Below are 22610 nucleotides of genomic sequence, written 5' to 3' on the forward strand. Positions count from 1 at the left end.
GCATACAGTACTTTTTCTTTAACGACGGATGCAAGCCCTGTCTTGAAGAACGGTCGTCCGCCTTTGCGCGGCCATCCAACAGCATCGGGCAAGCACGGGGCAGTAACGGGATACCGGCGCAGCCATTGCCAGAGGTAGGGTGCAACGAGGTAGCCCATTCTCCCTTTACCGTCGAGACACGACCATGAAGACGCTCATTGCCCTGCTATTCGTGTCGGTGCTGGCCGCGATCAGCGCCAGTGCACTGGCCATGCCCTGTGCGAACAAAGTCCGATCATCGGACGAAACACTGGACAGCCGCCATCTTCAGCGGCTGCACATTGCGCTGCAGCATCCGATGGCGGTCAAACTGGCGGGCAGGGTTCCAGCGCCAGCGGCCTAGCGCGCCGCCAGCGCTTGAAGATGGGCCAAGTCCGTCGCAGACAGCACGATGCCCTCGGCCAGGGATTTCTGGCGCTGGCGATAACGTCGATCAGCAGGCATCCGCTCCTGCCCCACGCCGTGCATTTGCCGAACCAGCTCTTCGCTGCGCTGGGCGAACGACTGTCCGCTGCCTTTGTCGGGGTCTATCACGATGATCAACTGTCCGGTCCAAGGCGTCTGGGCGCCTGGTTTGGTGGACATATCGAACTCAAATGAAAAATGCCCTCCCGTGAGCGCAGCCGAGAGCAACTCGACCATCATCGACAGGGCCGATCCTTTGTACCCGCCAAAGGTGAGCAGCGCGCCGCCGTCCAACACGGCCTTGGGGTCCTGCGTGGGTTGGCCCGCGCCATCGACCCCCATGCCGGGTGCAAGGGCGCGCCCTTCCCTCGCCGCGATCTGGACATCACCATGGGCAATGGCGCTGGTCGCCATGTCGAAAACGATGGGCGGGCCCTCGGCGCGTGGGGCGGCGAAGGCGATAGGGTTGGTGCCGAACAAGGGCCGTTGCGCACCGTGAGGCACCACACAGGTCATGCTGTTGACCACACTCAACGCCACGAGCCCCTCCTGAGCGAAGGGTTCGACGTCTGGCCACAGCGCTGCAAAATGGTGGGAATTACGAATGGCCAGGATCGCGACGCCTGCGTGACGCGCCTTCTCGACCACCAGTGCTCTAGCAGCGTGCAACGCCGGCTGAGCGAAGCCACCGCCAGCGTCGACTCGCACGAACGCCGCCCCCACATCTTCGACGTGTGGCACCGCTTGGCCGTCCACCCACCCTGCCCCCAATGAGGCCAGGTAACCCTTGATGCGAAAGATCCCATGGCTGTGGGAGCCATCCCGTTCGGCGCTGGCACAGTTCTCGGCCAGCACTTGCGCCACCGCCGGCGACGTTCCGTGACGCAGGAAAATGCGCTGTAGCAGCTCGGTCAGTTCGACAAAAGAGATGGTTTCGGTGGCAGCCGTGTCGCGGGGTGAAGGCATCTGAAGCTCCGGCGTGATTATTGGAAGTGGGGAAGCCGAACAGAATGTGAAATGCGTTCGGAGATTACTGCGTGCGTTTCATTCGGTAAACCGCACGCTCGCTTCCCGTCCAGCTCGCTTACGCAAGTCCCGCGCCAACCTGCATCGTCGAAGATCAGCCGTTGACTGTGTCCAGTCGTTTCTGAAAGAACAGCCGAGAATGCCCGGGCGGGTAATCACTCAGTTGGCCGAAGGCTTGATAACCCTGCTTGCGATAAAAACCGGGTGCCTGGAATTCGAAGGTGTCCAGCCACACTCCGATGCATTGCTGCTCACGGGCAAAATCCTCAGCCATGGCCATCAGCCGACTGCCTAACTTTTGGCTCCGCGCACGCTCGGGCACGACGAGCAGTTCGATAAACATCCAGCGATACAGAATGCGCCCGTGAAGCCCACCCAGTACGGCGTCGGTTTCCTCGTCTCGTACAAAAAAGGCAAATTTTTCTGACATTCCATCCCCCGCTTTCGAGGCGTTATACGCTCGAAGCGGTTCCAGAATCTGGAGACGTTCGTCTTCGTCGGGATTGCTTTTGAACTCGATACGCACACTCATGCACCGCTTCCTGCTGGGGTGAGAAAAGAGTGGCAAGGGTGTTGGATATGTGGGGAGGAGTAAAGCCTGGCGAGGGAGATGGAGGGAGCGTCGGATTCGACGCCCCCGCTGGGAATCAGTCTTTCTGGTCCCGAAGAATGTTGCCGGAGGTGCCATCGATACGGAATTCATACGTCAGGCTGTCGGCTTTACGCCCCTCGCCTTCCCAGTAGCCATTGTCATCGGCTTCGATTTTATAGATCTGCGTGTAGCCCGCAGACTTGGCTTTTTCAATGGCCTTCTCGATGGTGATCCAGCCAGGGCCAGGTTTGTCCGCCAACGCAAAAGGTGCGGCGGCCAGTGAGGCGGTGGCAAGGACGACGGCAGTCAGTGTCTTGATCATTTCAGAACTCCATTTCCCTTTTCGGGCTTTATACAGGCGACTTTTTGGAGTTCCGGTGGAAAAAAATAGTTCAGCCGAGGTTATGTAACCGAGTGATGCAACGACTCGACGCCAGGTCACGGCGGGTACGGCTACACCCGTTCCGGTCCGATCCGGTCGCGACCGGCCATTTTTGCCGCATACACCCCGGCATCCGCCCGGACCAGCAGTGAATCGCCACCTTCACCCTCGCGCCAGCTCGCGATGCCGAAACTTGCGGTGACCTGCCCCACGCCGTCCACCGGCTCGGCGCGTAATGCCGCCCTAAGCTCCGTGGCCAACCCATAGGCCTGCGCCCCATCGGTGTCAGGGCACAGGATCATGAACTCCTCGCCACCAAGGCGGCAAAACACATCGCTGCCCCGAAGACGATGACTGAGCCGTTGGCAGATTGCTTGCAAAACGCGATCGCCTACCGCATGACCCAACTGGTCATTGATGCGCTTGAAATGATCGATGTCGAGCATGACCACCGCGAATGCTCCACCGTAGCGCCCGACACGCGACAGCTCGGCCTGCAGACGCTCTTGAAAATACCGTCGGTTGAAGACCCCGGTCAGCGCGTCCGTCACGGACATCGTGCGCAGTTCCTCTTCCACCCGCTTGCGCTCGGTGATATCGACACAGACTGCCAGGTAACCGACCCACTGATTGTGTTCATTGAGCATCGGACTGACTTGCATATTGACGCGCAAGTGACTGCCGTCGCGGCGCACGAACGTCCAGTCGTTGGTCTGGTGGCTGTGTTCTTCAACGGCTTCCACCAGCATCGCCTCGCAGGCCTTGATCGGTCGGCCGTAGCGTTGGCTCAGCTCGGACATGTGGTCGGCCAGCTCAGAAAACAGGTGCAACTGACGCAGCGTCAGGACGCCGCTCACCTCCGCGCTGCTGTAGCCGAGCATCTTTTCCGCGCCGATATTGAAGGTCGTGATCACACCATCCAGGTCCGTGGCAATGATCGCCACCTGGGTCGTGGCCTCCAGGACATTGGTCAACTGGCTGTGAGCGCTGCGCAACTCCTGTTCCCGCTGGCGCAACTGCAAGGTTCGCTGCTCGACCAGCCGGATCGCGCGCTGACGTTGACTGATCAGCACATAGAGCAACGCGCTGATCATGAAACTGAGCAACGCGCCCAGGATGATCACGCTTTCGTTGGACGAGGGGTTGGCGCCCGCAAAAACGGCCGTTGGCCGCAGCTGCACTTGGAACCTGCGTCCGGCGAAATCCAGCGTTCGGACAATCGACAACTCACTGGGGATGGCAGAGGCGGCCGAATCATAAAGCCGTGTCGGCTCCGATGAGGAGGTGACGTCGTCCAAGGTAAGCGCCAGGTTGTCCTGTTCGATGGGTGGCAAGCCTTCGGTCATCATCGTGCGCATGCTGATCACCGCCATCAGAAACCCCTCGAACGTGCCGGGTTGCCCGAGATCGGAAAGGGTGCGTGGAAAAACCGGGGCGACCAAGAGAATCCCCTTGCGGTTCTCAGCGTCGAGGCCCACCAGATCGATGCGCGGGGAAGCCGCCATTGTGCGGGACCGCAACGCACGCTCCAGCGTCGCCCGGCGGACGGGTTCGGAACTGAGGTCGAAACCGAAAGGCAATGCCAGCGTACTGCGACTTTGGCTGAAGCGGACCGGGTAGTACACCGGGCGGCGTCCTGCCAACACCAACTCACCGGCGCTGGAAAGCTCACGAACGGAATAACCGGCGTGCCCGTCTTCTCGGGCCTGCAGCTCAAAGGGAGACCGTTCGATATCAAGCACTTTGGGCGCCCAGGAATAAGCTTGCGTCAGGATCAACAACGGGCGCGAGAAGCCATTGAAGCCCTCCTCCGAGACCTCATTGGAATACATGAAAAAGCGACGAAGGCCGTCAAGGCGACGGATCTGACCTTCGAGACGATCCTGGACACGGCTGATCCGCTCAGCGGCCAGCAGCTCGAACCGCTGTCGCAATTGGCGCTGATACAGCTCGACATTGGCCAGCGCCAATAACGCCGTGAGTACCGCACCTGCGGAAAACACTAACGTGGCCAAGACCCAGGACGAGGTGTCTTCATTGATGAAGCCAAGAATCTTGGCGCGGGTCCGATTTGACGACATAGCCAGCACTCATGGCGCCACAGTGTTGCTGCGACCCGTGGCCAGAGCTCAGTTATAGCTATTAGCCATTAGTTTGCCTAGTGCTACATGTCGCGTACTCCAGGCCGCTTCAGGCATTGCCCTCTGCGGCCTGGCCTAACCGTCAGGGAAGGTCAGCTTAACGCGCAGTGATCTTCCAGGCCCGATGAATTTTCCCATTGCGGGCGAAATCCGGGTCGATGGTCTGTGCAGTGATTTCCTCGACGGCATAGCGCTGAGGCACATGCTCTTCCATCTGAAACTTGCGGAAATTGTTCGAGAAGTACAACACCCCGCCACTGGCCAGACGCGCCATGGCCAAGTCGATCAGTTGCACGTGATCGCGCTGGACATCGAACACCCCTTCCATGCGTTTGGAATTGGAGAAAGTGGGCGGGTCGATGAAGATCAGGTCGTATTCGTCACGGCTGCTTTCCAGCCAGGCCATCACATCGCCCCGTTCCAGACGCTGTCTGTCGGAGAAGCCGTTGAGCGACAGGTTACGACGCGCCCAATCCAGGTAGGTTTTCGACAGGTCAACGCTGGTGGTGCTGCGGGCACCGCCCCGGGCGGCATGCACCGTCGCGGTGGCGGTGTAACAGAACAGGTTGAGAAAACGTTTGCCTTGCGCCTCCCGCTGAATACGCATGCGCATTGGCCGGTGGTCGAGGAACAGCCCGGTATCCAGGTAGTCGGTCAAGTTGACCAGCAGCTTGATGCCGCCTTCGTTGACCTCATTGAACTTGCCTTGCGCGCTTTGACGCTCATATTGCTTCGTCCCGCTCTGGCGCTCGCGACGTTTGACCACCACATGGCTCTTGTCGATGTTCAAGGCCTGAGGAATAGCCGCCAGGGCGTCGTACATGCGGATCGAAGCCTTTTGCGGATCGATCGATTTGGGCGCTGCATATTCCTGAACATGCACCCAATCGTGATACAGGTCGATGGCCATCGCGTATTCAGGCATGTCGGCATCGTAGACGCGGTAGCAGTCGATGCCTTCGCGCTTGACCCACTTGCTCAGGCCCTTGACGTTCTTTTGCAGACGGTTGGCGAACATCTGGCCGCCTTCGCTGAGGCGTGGCTGCTCGACCGCCGGCGCGGGCGCGGGCTTGATGGGGTTGCCGTTCTTGTTCAGCGCGCGCGCCTGCAGCCCCTCTGGCAGTGGATCGGAGACGGCCTGTTCACGGGCGGCCTGACGCTGTTCGGGGCTGAGGCGCTCACCTGTGACGAACTGATCCGGTCGCACCTTGATCAGCAACAGTTTGCAGGGCAACGCACCGTTCCAGAAAGCGTACTGTTTATGACTGCGGATGCCCATGCGCTTGCCCAGGTCCGGCGCCCCTGTAAAAACGGCAGCCTCCCAGTTGAGACAGGCCTGACGCAGACGCTCGCCGAGGTTCTGATAGAGGTACAGCAGGCTCGCTTCGTCCCCCAGGCGCTCGCCGTAGGGCGGGTTGCAGATCACCAGACCTTTCTGGTTCTGGTCCGGACGCGGCTCGAAGGTGGCCACTTCGCCCTGGTAGATTTTGATCCAGTCCGACAGCCCGGCCCTTTCGACGTTATTGCGACCCGGTTGAATCAACCGCGGATCGGCTTCATACCCGCGTATCCATAACGGTGGACGAGCCAGCCCCGCCTCGGCGCGGGCCAGCGCCTCGTCGTGCAGCTTGCGCCAGAGCGCAGGGACATGGCCCAGCCACGCGGAAAAACCCCAGCGTTCGCGCTTGAGATTGGGCGCAATGTCCGCGGCGATCATCGCTGCTTCCACGAGGAACGTCCCCACGCCGCACATCGGGTCAGCCAGCGCGCCTCCTTCGGCAGCGATACGCGGCCAGCCCGAGCGGATCAGCACGGCAGCGGCGAGGTTTTCCTTGAGCGGCGCGGCGCCCTGCTGCAGGCGATAGCCCCGCTGGTGGAGGCTGTGGCCGGACAGGTCAAGGGAGAGAATCGCTTCACCGCGATCCAGACGCAGGTGGACACGCAGATCCGGGTTCAGCTTATCGATGGAAGGCCGCTCGCCATCGGGGGTCCGCAGCTTGTCGACAATGGCATCCTTGACCTTGAGAGCGCCGAAATGCGTGTTGTCGATGCCCGAGCCATGGCCGCTGAACTCCACCGCCAGAGTACCGTCGGGCTCCAGATGGTCTGCCCAGTCGATGTCATGGACGCCGTGATACAAGTCATCGGCGTTTTTCATCGCAAAGCGTTTGAGCACCAGCAGGACACGGTTGGCCAAACGCGACCACAGGCACAGCCGGTAGGCGGTTTCCATGTCGGCGATGCCGCGAATGGTCGAGGTATGTTCGCGGGTGTCCTGCAAGCCAAGCGCAGTGGCCTCCTCAGCGAGCAGGCTTTCCAGCCCTTTGGGACAGGTGAGGAAGAGTTCGTAGCGGTCCGACATAAGAATTCCAGAGCCATGAGGCGTAATGTGGCCAGGCAACGCGTTGCCCGCCCTGTTTCAAACAGGTGCCTTTCCGAGAGGACACCTGCGTGGCACACCCGTTGTGCCCATTTGCCGCAACGATACAGGTCGAAGGCGGCGGCGAAGCCCGTGGTCCAACTACCACCGGGTTCGCGAAATCTGATTTGAAAACACGATTCAGCACGACAACAAAGGGAATAAGAAGCCACAGAGGCGACCCTTCGTCGCTTTAAATCTGACGTCAATCAGCCATCACGGCCGCATGAGAACGCGTCGCACATTCGATCAGGGCCCCCCATATCAGGGGCTCGGCGGCAAAAAGCCCGGCGAATCCACCCATCACTTATGGCCTTAAAGCTTCAATCGTTACGTTCTTATGACAAAACGGTCATTCACACCCTTCGGTTCATTGGTTAGAAATCACCTCAACCTCCGACGCAATGACGGGGGTGCAGAGCCCGCGACGCCGGCAGCGGGCGACGAAACGGCAGATGATTTCTGCCTGGCCTCAACCTGAGGTCTCCAGGGACATAACAGTCAACAAACGAGGGCAACACCCTATGAGAAGACTTAAGCGTGATCCGTTGGAAAGAGCTTTTTCGCGCGGATATCAATACGGCGTAACTGGTAAATCCCGTGAGCTTTGCCCATTTACTCTACCGTCGGTACGTCAAGCCTGGATCAACGGCTGGCGAGAGGGACGCGGCGACAACTGGGACGGTATGACCGGCACTGCGGGTATACACAGACTCAACGAACTTCACGCAGTCGGCTGACACCCTTTTCACTCGGGTGACCGACCTAATTAAGGTTTCTTAAAGAGATTCGACAATCAGATTCGCTTCACACCTGCACCATGCACGTCCCATCCGGACGGCGGGCCAACGCCCAGGAGGGGTCCCTATGGGGACCCCTCTTTTCGTTTGAACCTCAACGGCCCATCGCCGCGATCGCATCCACCGATTCACGAATCAGCGCCGGGCCCTTGTAGATGAAGCCCGAATACACCTGCACCAGGCTCGCGCCAGCCGCGATCTTTTCCGCAGCATGGCGACCTTGGGTGATCCCGCCGGCGGCGATGATCGGCAGTTTGCCGCCCAACTCCGCGGCCAGCACCTTGACGATGTGGGTGCTCTTCTCGCGCACCGGCGCGCCCGACAACCCGCCCGCTTCGTCGGCGTGTGGCAGACTCTCGACGCCTTCACGGCTCAGGGTGGTGTTGGTGGCGATGACGGCGTCCATTCCCGATTCGAGCAACGCATGGGCAACGAGCACAGTCTCTTCGTCGCTCATGTCCGGGGCGATCTTGATCGCCAGCGGCACGCGTTTGCCATGGGTCTGCGTCAAGGCTTCCTGGCGCACACGCAGCGCTTCGAGCAGTTGCTTGAGCGAGTCGCCGAACTGCAGGCTGCGCAGACCCGGCGTGTTGGGCGAACTGACGTTGACCGTGACGTAGCTGGCGTGGGCATAGACCTTGTCCAGACAGATCAGGTAGTCGTCGACGGCGCGCTCCACCGGGGTGTCAAAATTCTTACCGATATTGATGCCCAGCACGCCGTTGTAACGGGCCGCCTGCACGCGGCTGACCAGATGATCGACACCCAGGTTATTGAACCCCATGCGGTTGATGATCCCCTCCGCATGAGGCAGGCGGAAGATCCTAGGTTTCGGGTTGCCTGGCTGAGGGCGTGGCGTCACGGTGCCGATCTCGACGAAACCGAAACCCAGTTGGGCGAAACCATCGATGGCCGCGCCATTCTTGTCCAGGCCGGCTGCCAGCCCCACCGGATTGGGGAACTGCAAGCCCATCACAGTCACCGGCAGGCGCATGGGTGCCTTGGTGAACACGCTATTGAGACCCAACCGACCCCCTGCGCCGATCAAATCGATGGACAGATCGTGAGAGGTTTCAGGGGAGAGTTTGAACAGTAACTGGCGGGCCAGGTTGTACATGGGCAGGCATGGCTCGTGAGAGGCTGAAGTCAGCCGCGGATTATAGACGTGCGCGAGGGTCAAGCGCGAGGCATGTCGTTAAGTTTGCCGTCTTGGAGAACTCGCTGGCATATGGCTTGCTTCGGATAGCGTCAAACGTGCAGTCCAACGGCGGGCTGCATTTGACAATGGCGTCGCGACCTTCTGGACGAAAGCCCGGAGGGCGCGGCGTTTTTTTTTTGGAAGGTCGATGGCCCCCAACGCGCTTTCACGCGGAACCGAGCACATGAATGACAGCCTCCCTACGGCATTGGCCTGGGTCAACGGCAGCGACGCGCCGGAATTGAACAGCATCGACGTAGGCTTTATGCCGTTGACTGACTGCGCATCACTGATCGTCGCCGCCACTCAGGGTTTTTCCCAGCCATACGGCCTCAACATCCAACTACGGCGCCAGACGTCCTGGAGCAGCCTGCGCGATAACCTGGTCAATGGCGAACTGCATGCCGCCCATAGCCTGTATGGCCTGGTCTACGCAGCGCAACTGGGCATTGGCCTGGCGGCCCAGGACATGGCAGTGCTCATGGGGTTGAACCAGAATGGCCAGAGCATCAACCTGTCCACGGCGCTGCAGCAGGCAGGTGTGATCACTCCTGAAGCACTGGACCGCCATACGCACCAAAGCGGGACAAAACTGACCTTCGCCCAGACCCTGCCCACCGGCAATCACGCGATGTGGCTGTATTATTGGCTGGCCAGCCAAGGCATTCACCCGCTCGAGGATGTCGAGAGCGTCGTGGTGCCGCCACCCAAGATGGTCGAGCATCTCAAGGCCGGGCGAATCGATGGGTTCTGCGTGGGCGAACCCTGGGGGGCGAGCGCCGTCAACCAGCGGCTCGGTTTTACGCTTGCCACCAGCCAGACCATTTGGCCCGACCACCCGGAAAAGGTGCTGGGCTGCAGCCTGGCGTTTGTCGAGCAGTACCCCAACACCGCACGAGCCCTGGTCATGGCAGTGCTGGAGGCCAGTCGCTTCATCGAGGGCAGCCTGGACAACCGCCGCAGTGCTGCGCAAATGCTCAGCGGCGTCGACTACGTGAACGCGCCGGTCGAGGATATCGAAGCACGATTGCTCGGCCACTACAGTGACGGGCTCGGTCATGAATGGCAGGATCACCACGCGGTCAGCTTTCACCGCAATGGCGAGGTGAACATGCCATATCTGTCTGACGGGATGTGGTTCATGACGCAATTCCGCCGATGGGGGTTGCTGCGCGAAGACCCGGATTATCTGACAGTTGCCCGCCAGGTCCAGCAGTTGGACCTGTATCGTCAAGCCGCCAGCGCCCTGAGCATAGAAGTGCCCTCTTCGCCCCTGCGCAGCAGCCAGTTGATCGATGGCAAGGTTTGGGACGGCCGCGATCCGGCAGGTTATGCCCGCAGCTTCACACTTCACGCGCTGGCCGGTGCCGCGCCTGACGCCAACGAACATTGAGGGCGGGATATGTTGCGCATCCTGCTGATCAACGATACGCCGAAAAAAGTCGGCCGCCTGAGAGCCGCACTGGTCGAGGCGGGTTTTGACGTCATCGACGAGTCCGGTCTGATCATCGATTTGCCGAAACGCGTTCAAGCGGTGCGACCCGATGTCATCCTGATCGACACCGAATCTCCCGGCCGCGATGTGATGGAGCAAGTGGTGCTGGTCACCCGCGATCTGCCCCGGCCTATCGTGATGTTCACCGATGAACACGACCCTGGTGTGATGCGCCAGGCCATCAAGTCGGGGGTTAGCGCGTACATCGTCGAAGGCATTCACGCGCAACGCTTGCAACCGATTCTCGACGTGGCCATGGCCCGCTTCGAGAGCGACCAGGATCTGCGCGCCCAGTTGCAGGCGCGCGACCAGCAATTGGCTGAGCGCAAACGCATCGAGACGGCCAAAGGCTTGCTGATGAAAATGAAAAACTGCAACGAGGAAGAGGCCTACACCTTGATGCGCAGGCAAGCCATGAGCCGACAGCAGAAGCTTGTTCAAGTCGCGGAACAGATCATTGCCATGAACGAATTGTTGGGCTGATGCCCCGTTACGCGCCTTTGGTCCACACTTTGCTTTAAAGAACACACAGGTAGCCAACGGCGGTTGCCCCCACTCACGACAAAGACGTCGCTCACCCTTTCGCCCTGCGCGAATCGGTGGCGACGTCTTTTTCGTTCTGGTCTCGACAAAAGAACCGGGTGGAGCGCCGTCGGCTGCTCCACCTGCAAGACCTGACCCGTGGCGGTGCAATTGACCACCACAACGATTTCCTGCAGATGAGGTGTGACATGACTACAAGTTTCTGGAAGGCCGGCCACAAGCCCACGCTGTTCGCGGCATTTCTCTATTTTGACCTGAGCTTCATGGTCTGGTATCTCCTGGGCCCCTTGGCCGTCCAGATTGCCACCGACTTGCACCTGACCACTCAGCAACGCGGGCTGATGGTCGCAACGCCCATCCTCGCCGGGGCGTTTCTACGCTTCCTGATGGGTATGCTGGCGGATCAGCTTTCCCCCAAGACCGCCGGTATCATCGGTCAGGTCATTGTCATCTGCGCCCTCCTCTGCGCCTGGCAACTGGGCATCCACAGCTACGAACAGGCCTTGCTGCTGGGCGTATTCCTGGGCATGGCGGGCGCCTCTTTCGCAGTGGCTTTGCCCCTGGCATCGCAGTGGTATCCCCCACAACATCAAGGCAAGGCGATGGGCATCGCGGGGGCCGGCAACTCGGGAACCGTCTTCGCCGCCCTGATCGCACCCGTCCTTGCCGCAGCCTTCGGATGGAGCAACGTCTTCGGATTTGCCGTGCTGCCGCTCGTACTGACGCTGATCGCTTTCTCTTTAATGGCCCGCAACGCACCGGAACGGCCCAAAGCCAAGTCCATGGGCGACTACTTCAAGGCACTGGGGGACCGAGACAGTTGGTGGTTCATGTTTTTTTACAGCGTGACGTTCGGCGGGTTCATCGGGCTGGCCAGCGCGTTGCCCGGCTATTTCAGCGATCAATACGGCCTCAGTCCAGTCACTGCGGGTTATTACACTGCAGCGTGCGTTTTCGGCGGAAGCCTGATGCGGCCGCTAGGCGGCGCATTGGCGGATCGGTTCGGAGGCATCCGGACGCTGTCAGGCATGTACGCGGTCGCTGCCATCTGCATTGCAGCCGTCGGCTTCAATCTTCCCAGCGCTTGGGCCGCGCTGGCATTTTTCGTGGCTGCCATGCTTGGGCTCGGTGCGGGTAACGGTGCCGTGTTCCAACTGGTGCCTCAGCGGTTTCGCAAGGAAATAGGCGTCATGACGGGCCTCATCGGGATGGCAGGAGGGATTGGCGGTTTCTTGCTGGCAGCGGGTCTGGGCGCCATCAAGCAGCACACAGGCGACTATCAGTTGGGCCTGTGGTTGTTCGCCCTGCTCGGCGTCCTGGCCTGGTTCGGACTGATGAACGTCAAACGCCGCTGGAGGACCACTTGGGGTTCGACAGCAGTCACCGCAGCGCGCGTCTGACGCAGGAGGAGACTGCCCAGTGAACCGCCCGCTGCCACCTGCTCTCTCTGCACCCCAGTTGCAACTGCGCTTCGCGGAACACAGCGCCAGCGGGCCCAGACAGGACAATCAGGACGCCACGCGCCTGGTGACGCCTGCTGCCACATTGGCAGCGAGCAAAGGCTTCCTATTCGCCCTGGCCGATGGCGTCAGCCAATGCGCAGATGGTGGACTCGCGTCACGGGCCACCCTGCAGGCACTTGCACTCGACTACTATGGCACCCCCGAGACCTGGAGCATCGCAGACGCGTTGGATCGCCTGCTGTCGGCTCAGAATCGGTGGTTGCTGGCCAATGGGCTCCTGACCACGCTCAGTGTGGTGGTCCTGCGCGGACGCCGCTTCACCCTCGCCCATGTTGGAGACTGCCGCGTGTATCGCTGGCATTCAGGAAAGATGCAGCGCATCACGGAGGATCATGTCTGGGAACAGCCGGACATGCAGCATGTCCTCAAGCGCGCGCTGGGGCTGGACCAGCATGTGGTGATGGATTATCTGGACGGGGAGCTCAGCCAAGGCGAGCGGCTGCTGTTGGTCAGTGATGGTGTCTGGACGACCCTGGGTGATGAGCGGATTCGATCCATTCTCGCCGAACAGGACGATCTGGACAGTGCAGTGCGGACCCTGGTCAAGGCTGCACACTTGGCGGGCAGCCGGGACAACGCTACGGCCGTGCTCGTCGAGGTTTTGCAATTGGGCTCCGACGCGCTGGGCGACACGCTGGCTCATTTGCAACAGTGGCAGCTGCCTGCTCCCCTGACCCCCGGGCAGCATTTTGAAGGCTGGCAGATAGAAAAGCGGCATGCGGGTTCACGCCAGTCGCTGCTGTATCGCGTGCGGGACGCCCAAGGTCAGGCATGGCTACTGAAGACGCTGCCCGAAGCACGTCGCGATGAACCTGGGGCGGATTCATCGCTGTTACTGGAAGAGTGGTTCATGCGACGCGTTGCCGGACGCTTCTTTCCCGAGATCCACCCTGCGCCGGATCGTCAGCATCTGTATTACGTCATGCGGGAGTGCACGGGCCAGACATTGGCGGAAACCTTCACGCAGGATGGCCCGATGGTGATGAGTCGGTGGCTTAGCCTGGCGCGCGAGCTGATTGGCGCCGTAGGCCTGCTGCACAGGCGCAACATCGTGCACAGGGATATCAAACCTGAAAACCTGCTCATCGATCATCAGGGTGAACTGAAGGTACTGGATTTCGGCTTGGCGTTCTGCCCGGGGCTTTCCAGCGACACACCCGGTGACATCCCCGGCACGCCAAGCTTCATCGCACCGGAGGCCTTCGTGGGTGCAGCCCCTTCTCCGGCGCTGGACCTTTATGCCGCGAGCGTGACCCTGTATATCCTGCTCAGTGGCCACTATCCGTATGGGGAGATCGAAGCCTTTCAGCACCGCCGATACAGCCGCCCCATACCGGTCACCCGTTATCGTCCCGAGGTCCCGGAGTGGCTGGATCTGCACCTGCAACGGGCGCTGGAAGCCGATCCCCGCAAGCGCTTCGAAACGGCAGAAGAATGGATATTGCACTTACAGCAGGGTGAACTGGCCACGTTGCGAACGCGACGCACGCCCTTGCTGGAGCGCGACCCGCTCAGAGCATGGCGAACCCTTGCACTGTGTTCAATGGTGCTGAACGGGATTCTGTGGATCTGGCTCTTGAAACACTGAGCAGCACCGAACACGCCCAGGACATGGGGTAATGAAAATTGATGCAAGAACGTTGAGATCGCGCCAGAGATGGCGCTCAACGTCAACTCGCTATAGGGCCCAAAAAGAAAAACCCGGCCGAGGCCGGGTTTTTCGCAAAGCAAGGCTAATTACTTAGCTTGAGCTTCGACTTGTGCTTCTACGCGACGGTTAACGGCGCGGCCAGCTTCAGTGGCGTTGTCGGCAACTGGGCGGGTTTCACCGTAGCCAACCGAGTTCACGCGGTTAGCGCCAACACCGTACTGGTTAACCAGAACCTGTTTAACGGCGTTTGCACGACGCTCGGACAGTTTTTGGTTGTAAGCGTCAGGACCGACGGAGTCAGTGTGACCTTCAACAGTGGTGGTGGTTTGTGGGTATTGCTTCATGAAGTCAGCCAGGTTTTTGATATCACCGTAGCTGCTTGGCTTGACAACGGACTTGTCGAAGTCAAATTTCACGTCCAGCTCAACACGGACAACTTCGGCAACAGCCGGGCAGCCGTTGGCGTCAACAGTGACGTTGGCTGGGGTGTCAGGGCACTTGTCGACGTTGTCGCAAACGCCGTCGTTGTCGCTGTCGGAGCAGACTTCAGCCACTGGAGCTGGAGCAGGTTCGACTTTCTTCGAACCGCCACCGAAGTTCACACCGATACCGACGCTAGGTGCCCACTCGGTGTCACCTTGGTCGATGTTGTACTGAGCTTCAACGCCAGCACGGGCGTAGAAGTTGTCAGTGAAGTACAGCTTGGCACCGCCGCCGATGTTGGCGAAGGTGGAGCGGTTACGACCGCCGGAGCCGTTCTGACCGATGCTCTGATCGGAGAAACCAGCCGAAACGTAAGGACGCAGCATGTCGCCTGGGTTGTTGAAGTGGTACAGAGCGTCCAGAGCGGTGTTAGCGCCCTTGATGTTACGACCGTCGTCGCTGCGAACGTTGTGCACTTCGTCGTAGCCCAGACGCAATTCAACGTCGTCAGTCAGGAAGTAGCCAACAGAACCGCCGAACAGGTTGCCGTTATTTTTGAAATTACGAGCGCTGTCGAACTGTTCTTTCTTGGCGAAGCCTTCGATTTCGACTGCGCCTTGGCCTTGTGCCAGAGCGCCGAACGAAGTTGCGGCAACAATAGTACCAATGGCCAAGCCCAAGGTGTTTTTCAGTTTCATCCGTTAAATCCCCATCTGGTGATTGTAAAGCAGCCCCCCTAATCGGGGGGCAACTCATCGGCAAGTCTATCAGAACTTGCCTGCCCGTTAGAGATATTTGCTCCGAGTTAAGTTTCGGTAATGCCTGCAAATTTCTCACGTAATTTATCGAGTGCCCGCTTGTAGCGCATTTTCGTGGCACTCAAGCCCATGTGCATTATGTCTGCGATCTCCTGAAATTCCAGTTCCGCGACAAATCGAAGCACCAGAATCTCCCTGTCGATCGGGTTCACATGAACCAACCAGCGATCGAGCCCGCCCTTTTCTTCCGGTTTTGGCGACTTCTCTTCGGACGCCTCCTCGAGGGGGTCGAGACTCAAAGCATCCATCAACCGACGCTTTCGCCGCTCCTTTCGATACTGCGTGATGCATTCGTTATAGGTGATGCTGTAGAGCCAGGTCTTGAATTTCGATTTTCCCTCGAAATTCTTCAAGCCATACAACACCTTAAGCATCACCTCCTGACAGACATCGTCAGCATCGCGATCGTTCCCTAAATATCGCGCGCAGACATTAAAAAGTGTCCGCTGGTAGCGACGCATCAGCTCCTCGTAGGCCCGAGTCACATGGAACAACTCGGCGTGCGAGCGCGCCACCAACTCCTCATCGGAGAGCTCGCGGGGGTCGTAACGCAGTGAGTGCGATTGGGGTTTGTTCAAAACAGAGTGTGCCGACAGTCAGTTCAATATCCACCGCGCTCAGGGGTCACCCGAATTTTGCGGCGGCATACATTATCAGATTTGCCGGTTCAGCGGCTGCTCACGCGCTGTTCGAGCAGAATCCGGTTCGACAGACTCACCAGCTCACCCTCGTCGGTGAGCAGCGTGGTCTTCACCGTGCCGATCTCCTCGATCTGCCCTTCAACCTCTCCAACTCGCACCTGTTGCCCTACTTCGTACAACTCCCGTACATAAATACCTGCCAAAATCTGGCTCGCGATGTCACGGCTGCCAAGCCCCATCGCCAGCGCAACCGCCAGACCAACGGTAATCAAGCCGATGACAATCACATGGTTCAGCAGGTCGGTCTTGACTTCCAACTGGCTGATGGCGACCGAAATGCTGATGATAATGACCAGCCACTGCGCCACGCGCCCCAGACCTGCCGAATAATCCAGCCCGACGCCTTCGGCCGCGCCACGCACCACACCGTTGACCACCTGCGCCAGCAATACGCCCACCAGCAACACTAGCGCCGCTCCAAAGACCTTCGGCAGGTACAGAGCCAGCATGTCAAGTGTCGCCGAGACCCGCTCAAGGCCGAGGGATTCTGCCGCCGACACCAGAAAAATCAATAGCACAAACCAATACACGATCTTTCCGATCAGCGTCGAAATCGGCACCTGGACGCCTGCACGACTGATCAGTTTGGTGAGCCCCGTCCCGCCCATCAGACGGTCCAGGCCCAACTTCGCCAACAGCTTGGACAGCAGGGTATCGAGCAGCTTGGCGACCACGAAACCCAACAGCACCACCACCAACGCCCCGAAGAGATTCGGGATGAAGTTTGCAACTTTGGTCCACAACGCAGTCATTGCGGTAACCAGACTCTGCGTCCAGAGATCCAATTCCATATTCAATCAGCCTTGTCTTGAGCGCCGAACAGGTCGGTGCCGGCAATCGTCGCCTTGCGACGGGAAACGGGTGAAACGTGAGCTGAGCCGTTGTTGACCGCGATCATCAGCCCCTGGATGCAACGCCCCAACAGGCCGAACAAATCGCCAGCGCCGACTTGCCGGTTGGCTGTCTTGAGCACGCGGCCCAGCACCGCATCGTCATCCCGGCTGGAGGACGACGAATTGAGCATGTCTCGCAGTGATTCTTCAAACGGATCGTGCATGGGCACCTCACGTGATGTCACTGGAAGACGCAGCCCTTCGCAAACAAGTCACACGCCGTAACGCACAAAATGACACTTTTTCTACCGGTCACATCCACCGCAGGCGTTTGAACAGCCAGATCTGCCCCACCGCCACCACAATCATCAGCGCGCACGCCAGCATGAAACCATGGCTATTGTCCGCTCCCGGGATCCCGCCCACGTTGATCCCCAGCAATCCGGTAAGGAAGCTCATCGGCAGAAAAATCCCGGTGACGATGCCGAACCGGTACATGGTTCGGTTCATGCGTTCGTTGAGGCGCCTGTCTTCAGCCTCGAGGACCAACCCTACCCGCTCGCGCGTCAGCTCCAGCTCTTCCAGATAACGGGTCAGGCTGTTGTTCAACTCGTTCCAGTAGTCGGCGTCGTCCTCGACGAACCACGGCATCTTGCTACGTGTCAGTTGAGCGTAGATGTCTCGCTGTGGCGCGAGGAAGCGCCGCATGCCTGCCGCCCGTCTGCGGATATGCACCATGTTGCCGTGTTCGGGCATGTACCGTTCGTCGGCGTCTATCCGTTCTTCCATATCATCGGCCAGATCGGTCAACTCACTGACCACCGCCTGTACCTTGTCCGTCAGTAACTGAGCGAGGTACACCAGCAACTCGGACGACGTTTTCGGCCCCTTTCCTTCGGTGAGCAGAGCAATCAATTCGTCTGTGGCCCGCAACGAACGCAGGCGCAAGGAGATCACTCGCTGGGCTGCCGCAAAAATCCGCACCGATACCATGTCTTCCGGTTCGGCGCCCGGGTTGAGGTTGACCCCGCGCAGGAACAGAAGCAACTGGTTATCCGGCAAGGGCAACAGCCGCGGCCGGGTGTTCTCTTCCAGCATCAGGTCACAGACAAACTCCGTCAGCCCGCTGGACTTGCGCAACCATGTCTGGGTTTGCGGATGGCTGCGGTCCCAGTGCAGCCAAAGGCTCTCATGGGCCTCCAACTGCAACGTATCCAGGTCGGTGCGCGCGATGGAGCGCGCCCCACCCTTCCCATTCAACACCAGCGCATGCACCAGGCCCCACTGGGCGTTCGAATCATCGACCATTTACTTTCCTTGCAGTCCCATACGGCGGAAACGCCATTTACTGAGGCATTTCCAATGGACTTGGCGAGACGATGATGCCGTTGTTGTCGGCATACACGTACTCACCCGGGCGGAACGTCACGCCGCCAAAACTCACGATCACATTCAAATCACCCAATCCGCGCTTGTCGGTCTTGAGCGGGTGGCTGGCCAGGGCTTGCACCCCAAGGTCGGTTTGCGCCAGAACGTCGACATCCCGCACGCAACCGTAGATGACCATGCCTTCCCAGCCGTTTCGAGCGGCCTTCTCAGCCAGCATGTCCCCCAGCAGCGCGCGCCGCAGCGAACCGCCGCCATCGACGACAAGCACTTTGCCCTTGCCGTTCTGTTCCGCCTGTTCGCGAACCAGTGAGTTGTCCTCGAAACATTTCAGGGTCACGATCTGCCCCCCGAACGAATCACGACCACCGAAATTGCTGAACATCGGTTCGACCACCTGAACCAGGTCAGGGTAGGCGTCGCACAGATCCGGCGTGATGTAATGCATGGTCAACTCCTGTCAGTGAGGCTGTCGCTCGAGAGGAATCCGCCTTTTGGCGGGCTCGGATGGGTCGCACGTCTGACCGCGCGGCGCATCACATTGCTTCCTTATATAGAACAAAAACCTGACCGACGAGTATTCAGTGCCATGGAAGGCGGCCCGCCATTCGACCAGCGCTAGCTTAGCCCTCTACCCCCTGCATAGGAATGCCTCGCACCGGCCAAACTCAGGAAGTTGCCAACATGTTCAGCGTTGATTCAGCCGCAACGGGTTGAAGCTGGCGGTTCAACCAATCCTCGACCCTGGGCCAGACCTGCACCTGAGCTGCCTTGCTGACGAGCATCTGTACGTGCCCGAAATCCTCGGTGAAACCTTGCTCGCGCCCCAGCAGCAGAAACGCCTTGGTTTCGCCACCGATCTGCTCGAACAATTCGTGGCACGCCCAGGGCGGGTCCTGCGTATCCCCCACGGCGGCGACGCACAGGGTGGGCACGTTGACATGGCGCAGGCCGGACCACCAATCGTCCTTTTTGTCCCCGAAACGGCCGAACGGCCCATGCCAGCGCAGGCTTTCCACCAGGATGCCCATCGGCTCGTCCTCGGGGCCCCGTTTGAGACGCGGGCCGGATACATGCTCGAAGCGCTTGAGCAGCACGCGGGCACTCCAGGCCAGTCCGGGCACTTTCAAGGGCCAGTAGGTGCGGGTCACCTGACTACCGAACAGTGCCACCGACGCAGCCTGCCTGGCTCCCAGGTAATGACCGCCGAGCGCAGCGGCCAGGGTCGTGCCGCCCAGCGAATGGCCGATCCAATGCGGCACCTGCCCGGTCTGCTCGACGACGAAGTCGGCGATCGCGGGAAGGTCATACTGCGCATAATCGGCAACGCGATTAGTCCGGTAAGCCTCGTTTCGGGCGGATAATCCGTGGCCACGCATTTCGGGAATCCACACGTCGAACCCGGCGCGCGCCAGATAAGCGCCCAGGCCGATGCCTTTCGGGGAATACCAGAAGCGCCGATTGGAGAAACTGCCGTGCAGCAGGATCACGGGCACGCCGCGTACGTCGGGAGCCGCCGCCCGCCCCAGACGGGTCACAGCCAGCTCGACGGTGAAATCCAGGCTGTTGCCGGGTTTGAGACGGTAGACGTCCTCGACCAGATCGCCACGCCGCTCGGCACTGATCAAGGCCACGGGAAAAAGGTTGCTGCTGCTTTGCATAGATCGTTTTTGCTTGATTCAAGAATGACCAGCGCCCCGAGAAGCGAGTCCGGGAACGCCGTGGCGCCTTAATAAATGTCTGAGCAGGTCGCATAAAAAAGGGCGGATCATCAAGACCGCCCTGTTCCAGAAGACAGGCCCGGGGAACGGGCCCGCATCTTACTCGCTTTACATCACTTTGGAGCATCCTGCTCGGACAGGAAGAACCAGGTTTCCAACACCGAGTCGGGGTTCAGGGAAACGCTCTCGATCCCCTGTTCCATCAACCAGCGCGCCAGATCCGGATGGTCCGATGGCCCCTGGCCACAGATGCCAATGTATTTGCCCGCCTTGTTACAGGCCTGGATGGCATTGGACAGCAGTTTTTTGACCGCCGGATTACGCTCGTCGAACAGGTGCGCGATGATGCCGGAGTCACGGTCCAGGCCCAGCGTCAGTTGAGTCAGGTCGTTCGAGCCAATGGAGAATCCGTCGAAGAACTCCAGGAACTCGTCCGCCAGCAAGGCGTTGGACGGCAGCTCGCACATCATGATGACGCGCAGGCCGTTCTGACCACGAGCCAGCCCGTTTTCCGCCAGCAAATCGACCACCTGGCTCGCCTCACCCAGCGTGCGCACGAACGGCACCATGATTTCGACGTTGGTCAGGCCCATCTCGTTGCGTACACGCTTGAGCGCACGGCACTCCAACTCGAAGCAGTCGCGGAAGTTTTCGCTGATGTAGCGCGAAGCCCCGCGGAAGCCCAGCATCGGGTTTTCTTCCTCCGGCTCGTACAGCTTGCCGCCGATCAGGTTGGCGTACTCGTTGGACTTGAAGTCCGACAGACGCACGATGACCTTCTTCGGGTAGAAAGCTGCGGCGAGCGTGCTGATGCCCTCGACCAGCTTTTCGACGTAGAAACCGACCGGATCGCCGTAACCGGCAATACGTTTATCGACGCTTTCCTTGATGTCCAAAGGCAGATTCGGGTAGTTCAGCAGCGCCTTGGGGTGCACGCCGATCATGCGGTTGATGATGAACTCCAGACGCGCCAGACCAATACCCGCGTTGGGCAACTGGGCGAAATCGAAGGCGCGGTCGGGGTTGCCGACGTTCATCATGATCTTGAACGGCAACTCCGGCATGGCGTCGACGGAGTTCTGTTTGACGTCGAAGCCCAGCTCGCCCTCGAAGATGTAACCGGTGTCGCCTTCGGCACAGGACACGGTGACACCCTGGCCATCCTTGAGCAATTCGGTGGCGTTGCCGCAACCGACGACCGCCGGGATGCCCAGTTCGCGGGCGATGATCGCCGCATGGCAGGTACGCCCGCCGCGGTTGGTGACGATAGCGCTGGCGCGTTTCATCACCGGTTCCCAATCCGGGTCGGTCATGTCGGAGACCAGCACGTCGCCCGCCTGGACCTTGTCCATTTCCGAGACGTCCTTGATGACGCGCACCTTGCCCGCGCCGATGCGCTGGCCAATGGCACGGCCTTCGGCCAGAACGGTGCCCTTCTCTTTCAGAAGGTAGCGTTCCATGACGTTGCCCGAGCTGCGGCTCTTCACGGTTTCGGGGCGCGCCTGAACGATGTAGAGCTTGCCGTCGTCACCGTCCTTGGCCCATTCGATGTCCATCGGGCACTGGTAGTGCTTCTCGATGATCATCGCTTGGCGCGCCAGGTTGCTGACCTCTTCGTCGCTGAGGCAGAAACGGGCGCGATCGGCGGCGTCGACATCGACGGTCTTGACCGATCGCCCTGCCTTGGCCTCGTCGCCATAAATCATCTTGATGGCCTTGCTGCCCAGATTACGCCGCAGGATCGCCGGGCGACCCGCCTCGAGCGTGCTTTTGTGCACGTAGAATTCATCCGGGTTGACCGCGCCCTGAACGACGGTTTCGCCCAGACCATAGGCTCCGGTGATGAACACCACGTCGCGGAAACCGGATTCGGTGTCCAGCGTGAACATCACGCCCGCGGTGCCGGTTTCCGAGCGCACCATGCGCTGGACGCCAGCGGACAGGGCGACCAGCTTGTGATCGAACCCCTGGTGAACGCGATAGGAAATCGCGCGGTCGTTGAACAGCGAGGCGAAGACTTCTTTCGCCGCACGGATCACGTTGTCGACGCCGCGAATGTTGAGGAAGGTTTCCTGCTGACCGGCGAAGGACGCGTCAGGCAAGTCTTCTGCGGTGGCGGAAGAGCGCACGGCGACGGCGATGTCCGGATTGCCCGCCGAGAGTTCGGCGAATGCGGTGCGGATTTCGCTGTTGAGCCGCTCGGGGAATTCGGCCTCCATGATCCACTGACGGATCTGCGCGCCGGTCTTGGCCAGTGCGTTGACGTCGTCGACATCCAGTGCATCGAGTGCCTTGTGAATCTGATCGTTCAGACCACTCTGCTCAAGAAAATCACGATAGGCCTGAGCTGTAGTGGCGAAGCCACCGGGGACGGATACGCCTGCGCCCGCCAGGTTGCTGATCATCTCGCCGAGGGATGCGTTCTTGCCCCCCACATGCTCAACATCTTGTTTGCCGAGCTTATCGAGGGAAACTACGTACTCTACCAAGGTGATCTCTCCACTAACCGATTTG

Annotated in this window: 20 protein-coding genes; 6 read left to right on the plus strand and 14 right to left on the minus strand. The window is 60.0% G+C overall.

The window, feature by feature from the left end:
- Window positions 1-184 precede the first annotated feature (184 nt).
- Window positions 185-382, plus strand: a complete 198-nt coding sequence (locus DBP26_RS13560; protein ID WP_108238052.1) for a hypothetical protein — start codon at window positions 185-187, stop codon at window positions 380-382.
- Here the strand turns inward: DBP26_RS13560 and DBP26_RS13565 are convergent.
- The 5 genes from DBP26_RS13565 to rlmKL form a co-directional block, all read right to left on the minus strand.
- On the minus strand, window positions 379-1410 hold the full coding sequence (locus DBP26_RS13565) for an Ldh family oxidoreductase (protein ID WP_108238051.1): 1032 nt from the start codon (window positions 1408-1410) through the stop codon (window positions 379-381). The genes DBP26_RS13560 and DBP26_RS13565 overlap by 4 nt on opposite strands.
- Before the next feature lie 154 nt (window positions 1411-1564).
- The gene (locus DBP26_RS13570) at window positions 1565-2002 is read right to left on the minus strand and encodes a GNAT family N-acetyltransferase (protein ID WP_108238050.1); all 438 of its coding nucleotides are present in this window, start codon (window positions 2000-2002) and stop codon (window positions 1565-1567) included.
- Between the two features lie 115 nt (window positions 2003-2117).
- Window positions 2118-2384 (minus strand): PepSY domain-containing protein, encoded by a 267-nt coding sequence (locus DBP26_RS13575; protein ID WP_108238049.1) that lies wholly within the window; start codon window positions 2382-2384, stop codon window positions 2118-2120.
- 131 nt (window positions 2385-2515) lie between these two features.
- Window positions 2516-4525: a diguanylate cyclase gene (locus DBP26_RS13580; RefSeq protein ID WP_108238048.1), complete on the minus strand. Its 2010-nt coding sequence runs from the start codon at window positions 4523-4525 to the stop codon at window positions 2516-2518.
- Window positions 4526-4682: 157 nt separating this feature from the next.
- Window positions 4683-6947 (minus strand): bifunctional 23S rRNA (guanine(2069)-N(7))-methyltransferase RlmK/23S rRNA (guanine(2445)-N(2))-methyltransferase RlmL, encoded by a 2265-nt coding sequence (gene rlmKL / locus DBP26_RS13585; RefSeq protein ID WP_108238047.1) that lies wholly within the window; start codon window positions 6945-6947, stop codon window positions 4683-4685.
- A gap of 581 nt (window positions 6948-7528) precedes the next feature.
- On the opposite strand from rlmKL, the gene rmf reads away from it, so the two are divergent.
- Window positions 7529-7744: a ribosome modulation factor gene (gene rmf, locus DBP26_RS13590; protein WP_010223328.1), complete on the plus strand. Its 216-nt coding sequence runs from the start codon at window positions 7529-7531 to the stop codon at window positions 7742-7744.
- Window positions 7745-7898: 154 nt separating this feature from the next.
- Here the strand turns inward: rmf and DBP26_RS13595 are convergent, their stop codons facing one another.
- Window positions 7899-8921 carry a quinone-dependent dihydroorotate dehydrogenase gene (locus DBP26_RS13595; protein WP_108238046.1) on the minus strand — a complete coding sequence of 341 codons (1023 nt, stop codon included), beginning with the start codon at window positions 8919-8921 and terminating at the stop codon, window positions 7899-7901.
- A 265-nt stretch (window positions 8922-9186) separates the two neighbouring features.
- Between DBP26_RS13595 and DBP26_RS13600 the strand changes: the two genes are divergently transcribed.
- The 4 genes from DBP26_RS13600 (at window position 9187) to DBP26_RS13615 (ending at window position 14151) form a co-directional block, all read left to right on the plus strand.
- Window positions 9187-10395 (plus strand): CmpA/NrtA family ABC transporter substrate-binding protein, encoded by a 1209-nt coding sequence (locus DBP26_RS13600; RefSeq protein ID WP_108238154.1) that lies wholly within the window; start codon window positions 9187-9189, stop codon window positions 10393-10395.
- A gap of 9 nt (window positions 10396-10404) precedes the next feature.
- The gene (locus tag DBP26_RS13605) at window positions 10405-10980 is read left to right on the plus strand and encodes an ANTAR domain-containing response regulator (RefSeq protein ID WP_108238045.1); all 576 of its coding nucleotides are present in this window, start codon (window positions 10405-10407) and stop codon (window positions 10978-10980) included.
- A gap of 248 nt (window positions 10981-11228) precedes the next feature.
- Window positions 11229-12440 carry a nitrate/nitrite transporter gene (locus tag DBP26_RS13610; RefSeq protein WP_108238152.1) on the plus strand — a complete coding sequence of 404 codons (1212 nt, stop codon included), beginning with the start codon at window positions 11229-11231 and terminating at the stop codon, window positions 12438-12440.
- A 19-nt stretch (window positions 12441-12459) separates the two neighbouring features.
- The gene (locus DBP26_RS13615) at window positions 12460-14151 is read left to right on the plus strand and encodes a bifunctional protein-serine/threonine kinase/phosphatase (protein ID WP_256601453.1); all 1692 of its coding nucleotides are present in this window, start codon (window positions 12460-12462) and stop codon (window positions 14149-14151) included.
- 149 nt (window positions 14152-14300) lie between these two features.
- Here the strand turns inward: DBP26_RS13615 and DBP26_RS13620 are convergent, their stop codons facing one another.
- From DBP26_RS13620 to ppsA, 8 genes are all read right to left on the minus strand, one after another.
- Entirely contained in the window at window positions 14301-15335 is a 1035-nt protein-coding gene (locus tag DBP26_RS13620) for an OmpA family protein (RefSeq protein ID WP_108238044.1), read from the minus strand.
- A gap of 107 nt (window positions 15336-15442) precedes the next feature.
- Window positions 15443-16033, minus strand: a complete 591-nt coding sequence (gene sigX / locus DBP26_RS13625) for an RNA polymerase sigma factor SigX (RefSeq protein ID WP_108238043.1) — start codon at window positions 16031-16033, stop codon at window positions 15443-15445.
- 89 nt (window positions 16034-16122) lie between these two features.
- Complete coding sequence (locus DBP26_RS13630) at window positions 16123-16947, minus strand: mechanosensitive ion channel domain-containing protein (protein WP_108238042.1); 825 nt, start codon at window positions 16945-16947, stop codon at window positions 16123-16125.
- A 2-nt stretch (window positions 16948-16949) separates the two neighbouring features.
- Entirely contained in the window at window positions 16950-17213 is a 264-nt protein-coding gene (locus DBP26_RS13635) for a CrfX protein (RefSeq protein WP_108238041.1), read from the minus strand.
- Window positions 17214-17301: 88 nt separating this feature from the next.
- A complete protein-coding gene (locus DBP26_RS13640) occupies window positions 17302-18297 on the minus strand; it encodes a zinc transporter ZntB (protein WP_108238040.1) in 996 nt (331 codons plus the stop codon).
- A 37-nt stretch (window positions 18298-18334) separates the two neighbouring features.
- Window positions 18335-18823, minus strand: coding sequence for a ribonuclease E activity regulator RraA (rraA, locus tag DBP26_RS13645; RefSeq protein WP_108238039.1), 489 nt, complete (start codon window positions 18821-18823; stop codon window positions 18335-18337).
- A 220-nt stretch (window positions 18824-19043) separates the two neighbouring features.
- Complete coding sequence (locus DBP26_RS13650) at window positions 19044-20036, minus strand: alpha/beta fold hydrolase (protein WP_108238038.1); 993 nt, start codon at window positions 20034-20036, stop codon at window positions 19044-19046.
- Window positions 20037-20209: 173 nt separating this feature from the next.
- A complete protein-coding gene (ppsA, locus tag DBP26_RS13655) occupies window positions 20210-22585 on the minus strand; it encodes a phosphoenolpyruvate synthase (protein WP_108238037.1) in 2376 nt (791 codons plus the stop codon).
- Window positions 22586-22610: the final 25 nt, after the last annotated feature.

This window comes from Pseudomonas sp. RIT409, from assembly GCF_003052515.2.
Lineage (GTDB): Bacteria > Pseudomonadota > Gammaproteobacteria > Pseudomonadales > Pseudomonadaceae > Aquipseudomonas.

What these genes read in the sequence shown, in the direction of transcription:
- DBP26_RS13560 (WP_108238052.1), top strand. Translation starts at nt 185, where the DNA reads ATGAAGACGCTCATTGCCCTGCTATTCGTGTCGGTGCTGGCCGCGATC.
- DBP26_RS13565 (WP_108238051.1), bottom strand. Translation starts at nt 1,410, where the DNA reads ATGCCTTCACCCCGCGACACGGCTGCCACCGAAACCATCTCTTTTGTC.
- DBP26_RS13570 (WP_108238050.1), bottom strand. Translation starts at nt 2,002, where the DNA reads ATGAGTGTGCGTATCGAGTTCAAAAGCAATCCCGACGAAGACGAACGT.
- DBP26_RS13575 (WP_108238049.1), bottom strand. Translation starts at nt 2,384, where the DNA reads ATGATCAAGACACTGACTGCCGTCGTCCTTGCCACCGCCTCACTGGCC.
- DBP26_RS13580 (WP_108238048.1), bottom strand. Translation starts at nt 4,525, where the DNA reads ATGTCGTCAAATCGGACCCGCGCCAAGATTCTTGGCTTCATCAATGAA.
- rlmKL (WP_108238047.1), bottom strand. Translation starts at nt 6,947, where the DNA reads ATGTCGGACCGCTACGAACTCTTCCTCACCTGTCCCAAAGGGCTGGAA.
- rmf (WP_010223328.1), top strand. Translation starts at nt 7,529, where the DNA reads ATGAGAAGACTTAAGCGTGATCCGTTGGAAAGAGCTTTTTCGCGCGGA.
- DBP26_RS13595 (WP_108238046.1), bottom strand. Translation starts at nt 8,921, where the DNA reads ATGTACAACCTGGCCCGCCAGTTACTGTTCAAACTCTCCCCTGAAACC.
- DBP26_RS13600 (WP_108238154.1), top strand. Translation starts at nt 9,187, where the DNA reads ATGAATGACAGCCTCCCTACGGCATTGGCCTGGGTCAACGGCAGCGAC.
- DBP26_RS13605 (WP_108238045.1), top strand. Translation starts at nt 10,405, where the DNA reads ATGTTGCGCATCCTGCTGATCAACGATACGCCGAAAAAAGTCGGCCGC.
- DBP26_RS13610 (WP_108238152.1), top strand. Translation starts at nt 11,229, where the DNA reads ATGACTACAAGTTTCTGGAAGGCCGGCCACAAGCCCACGCTGTTCGCG.
- DBP26_RS13620 (WP_108238044.1), bottom strand. Translation starts at nt 15,335, where the DNA reads ATGAAACTGAAAAACACCTTGGGCTTGGCCATTGGTACTATTGTTGCC.
- DBP26_RS13630 (WP_108238042.1), bottom strand. Translation starts at nt 16,947, where the DNA reads ATGGAATTGGATCTCTGGACGCAGAGTCTGGTTACCGCAATGACTGCG.
- DBP26_RS13635 (WP_108238041.1), bottom strand. Translation starts at nt 17,213, where the DNA reads ATGCACGATCCGTTTGAAGAATCACTGCGAGACATGCTCAATTCGTCG.
- DBP26_RS13640 (WP_108238040.1), bottom strand. Translation starts at nt 18,297, where the DNA reads ATGGTCGATGATTCGAACGCCCAGTGGGGCCTGGTGCATGCGCTGGTG.
- rraA (WP_108238039.1), bottom strand. Translation starts at nt 18,823, where the DNA reads ATGCATTACATCACGCCGGATCTGTGCGACGCCTACCCTGACCTGGTT.
- DBP26_RS13650 (WP_108238038.1), bottom strand. Translation starts at nt 20,036, where the DNA reads ATGCAAAGCAGCAGCAACCTTTTTCCCGTGGCCTTGATCAGTGCCGAG.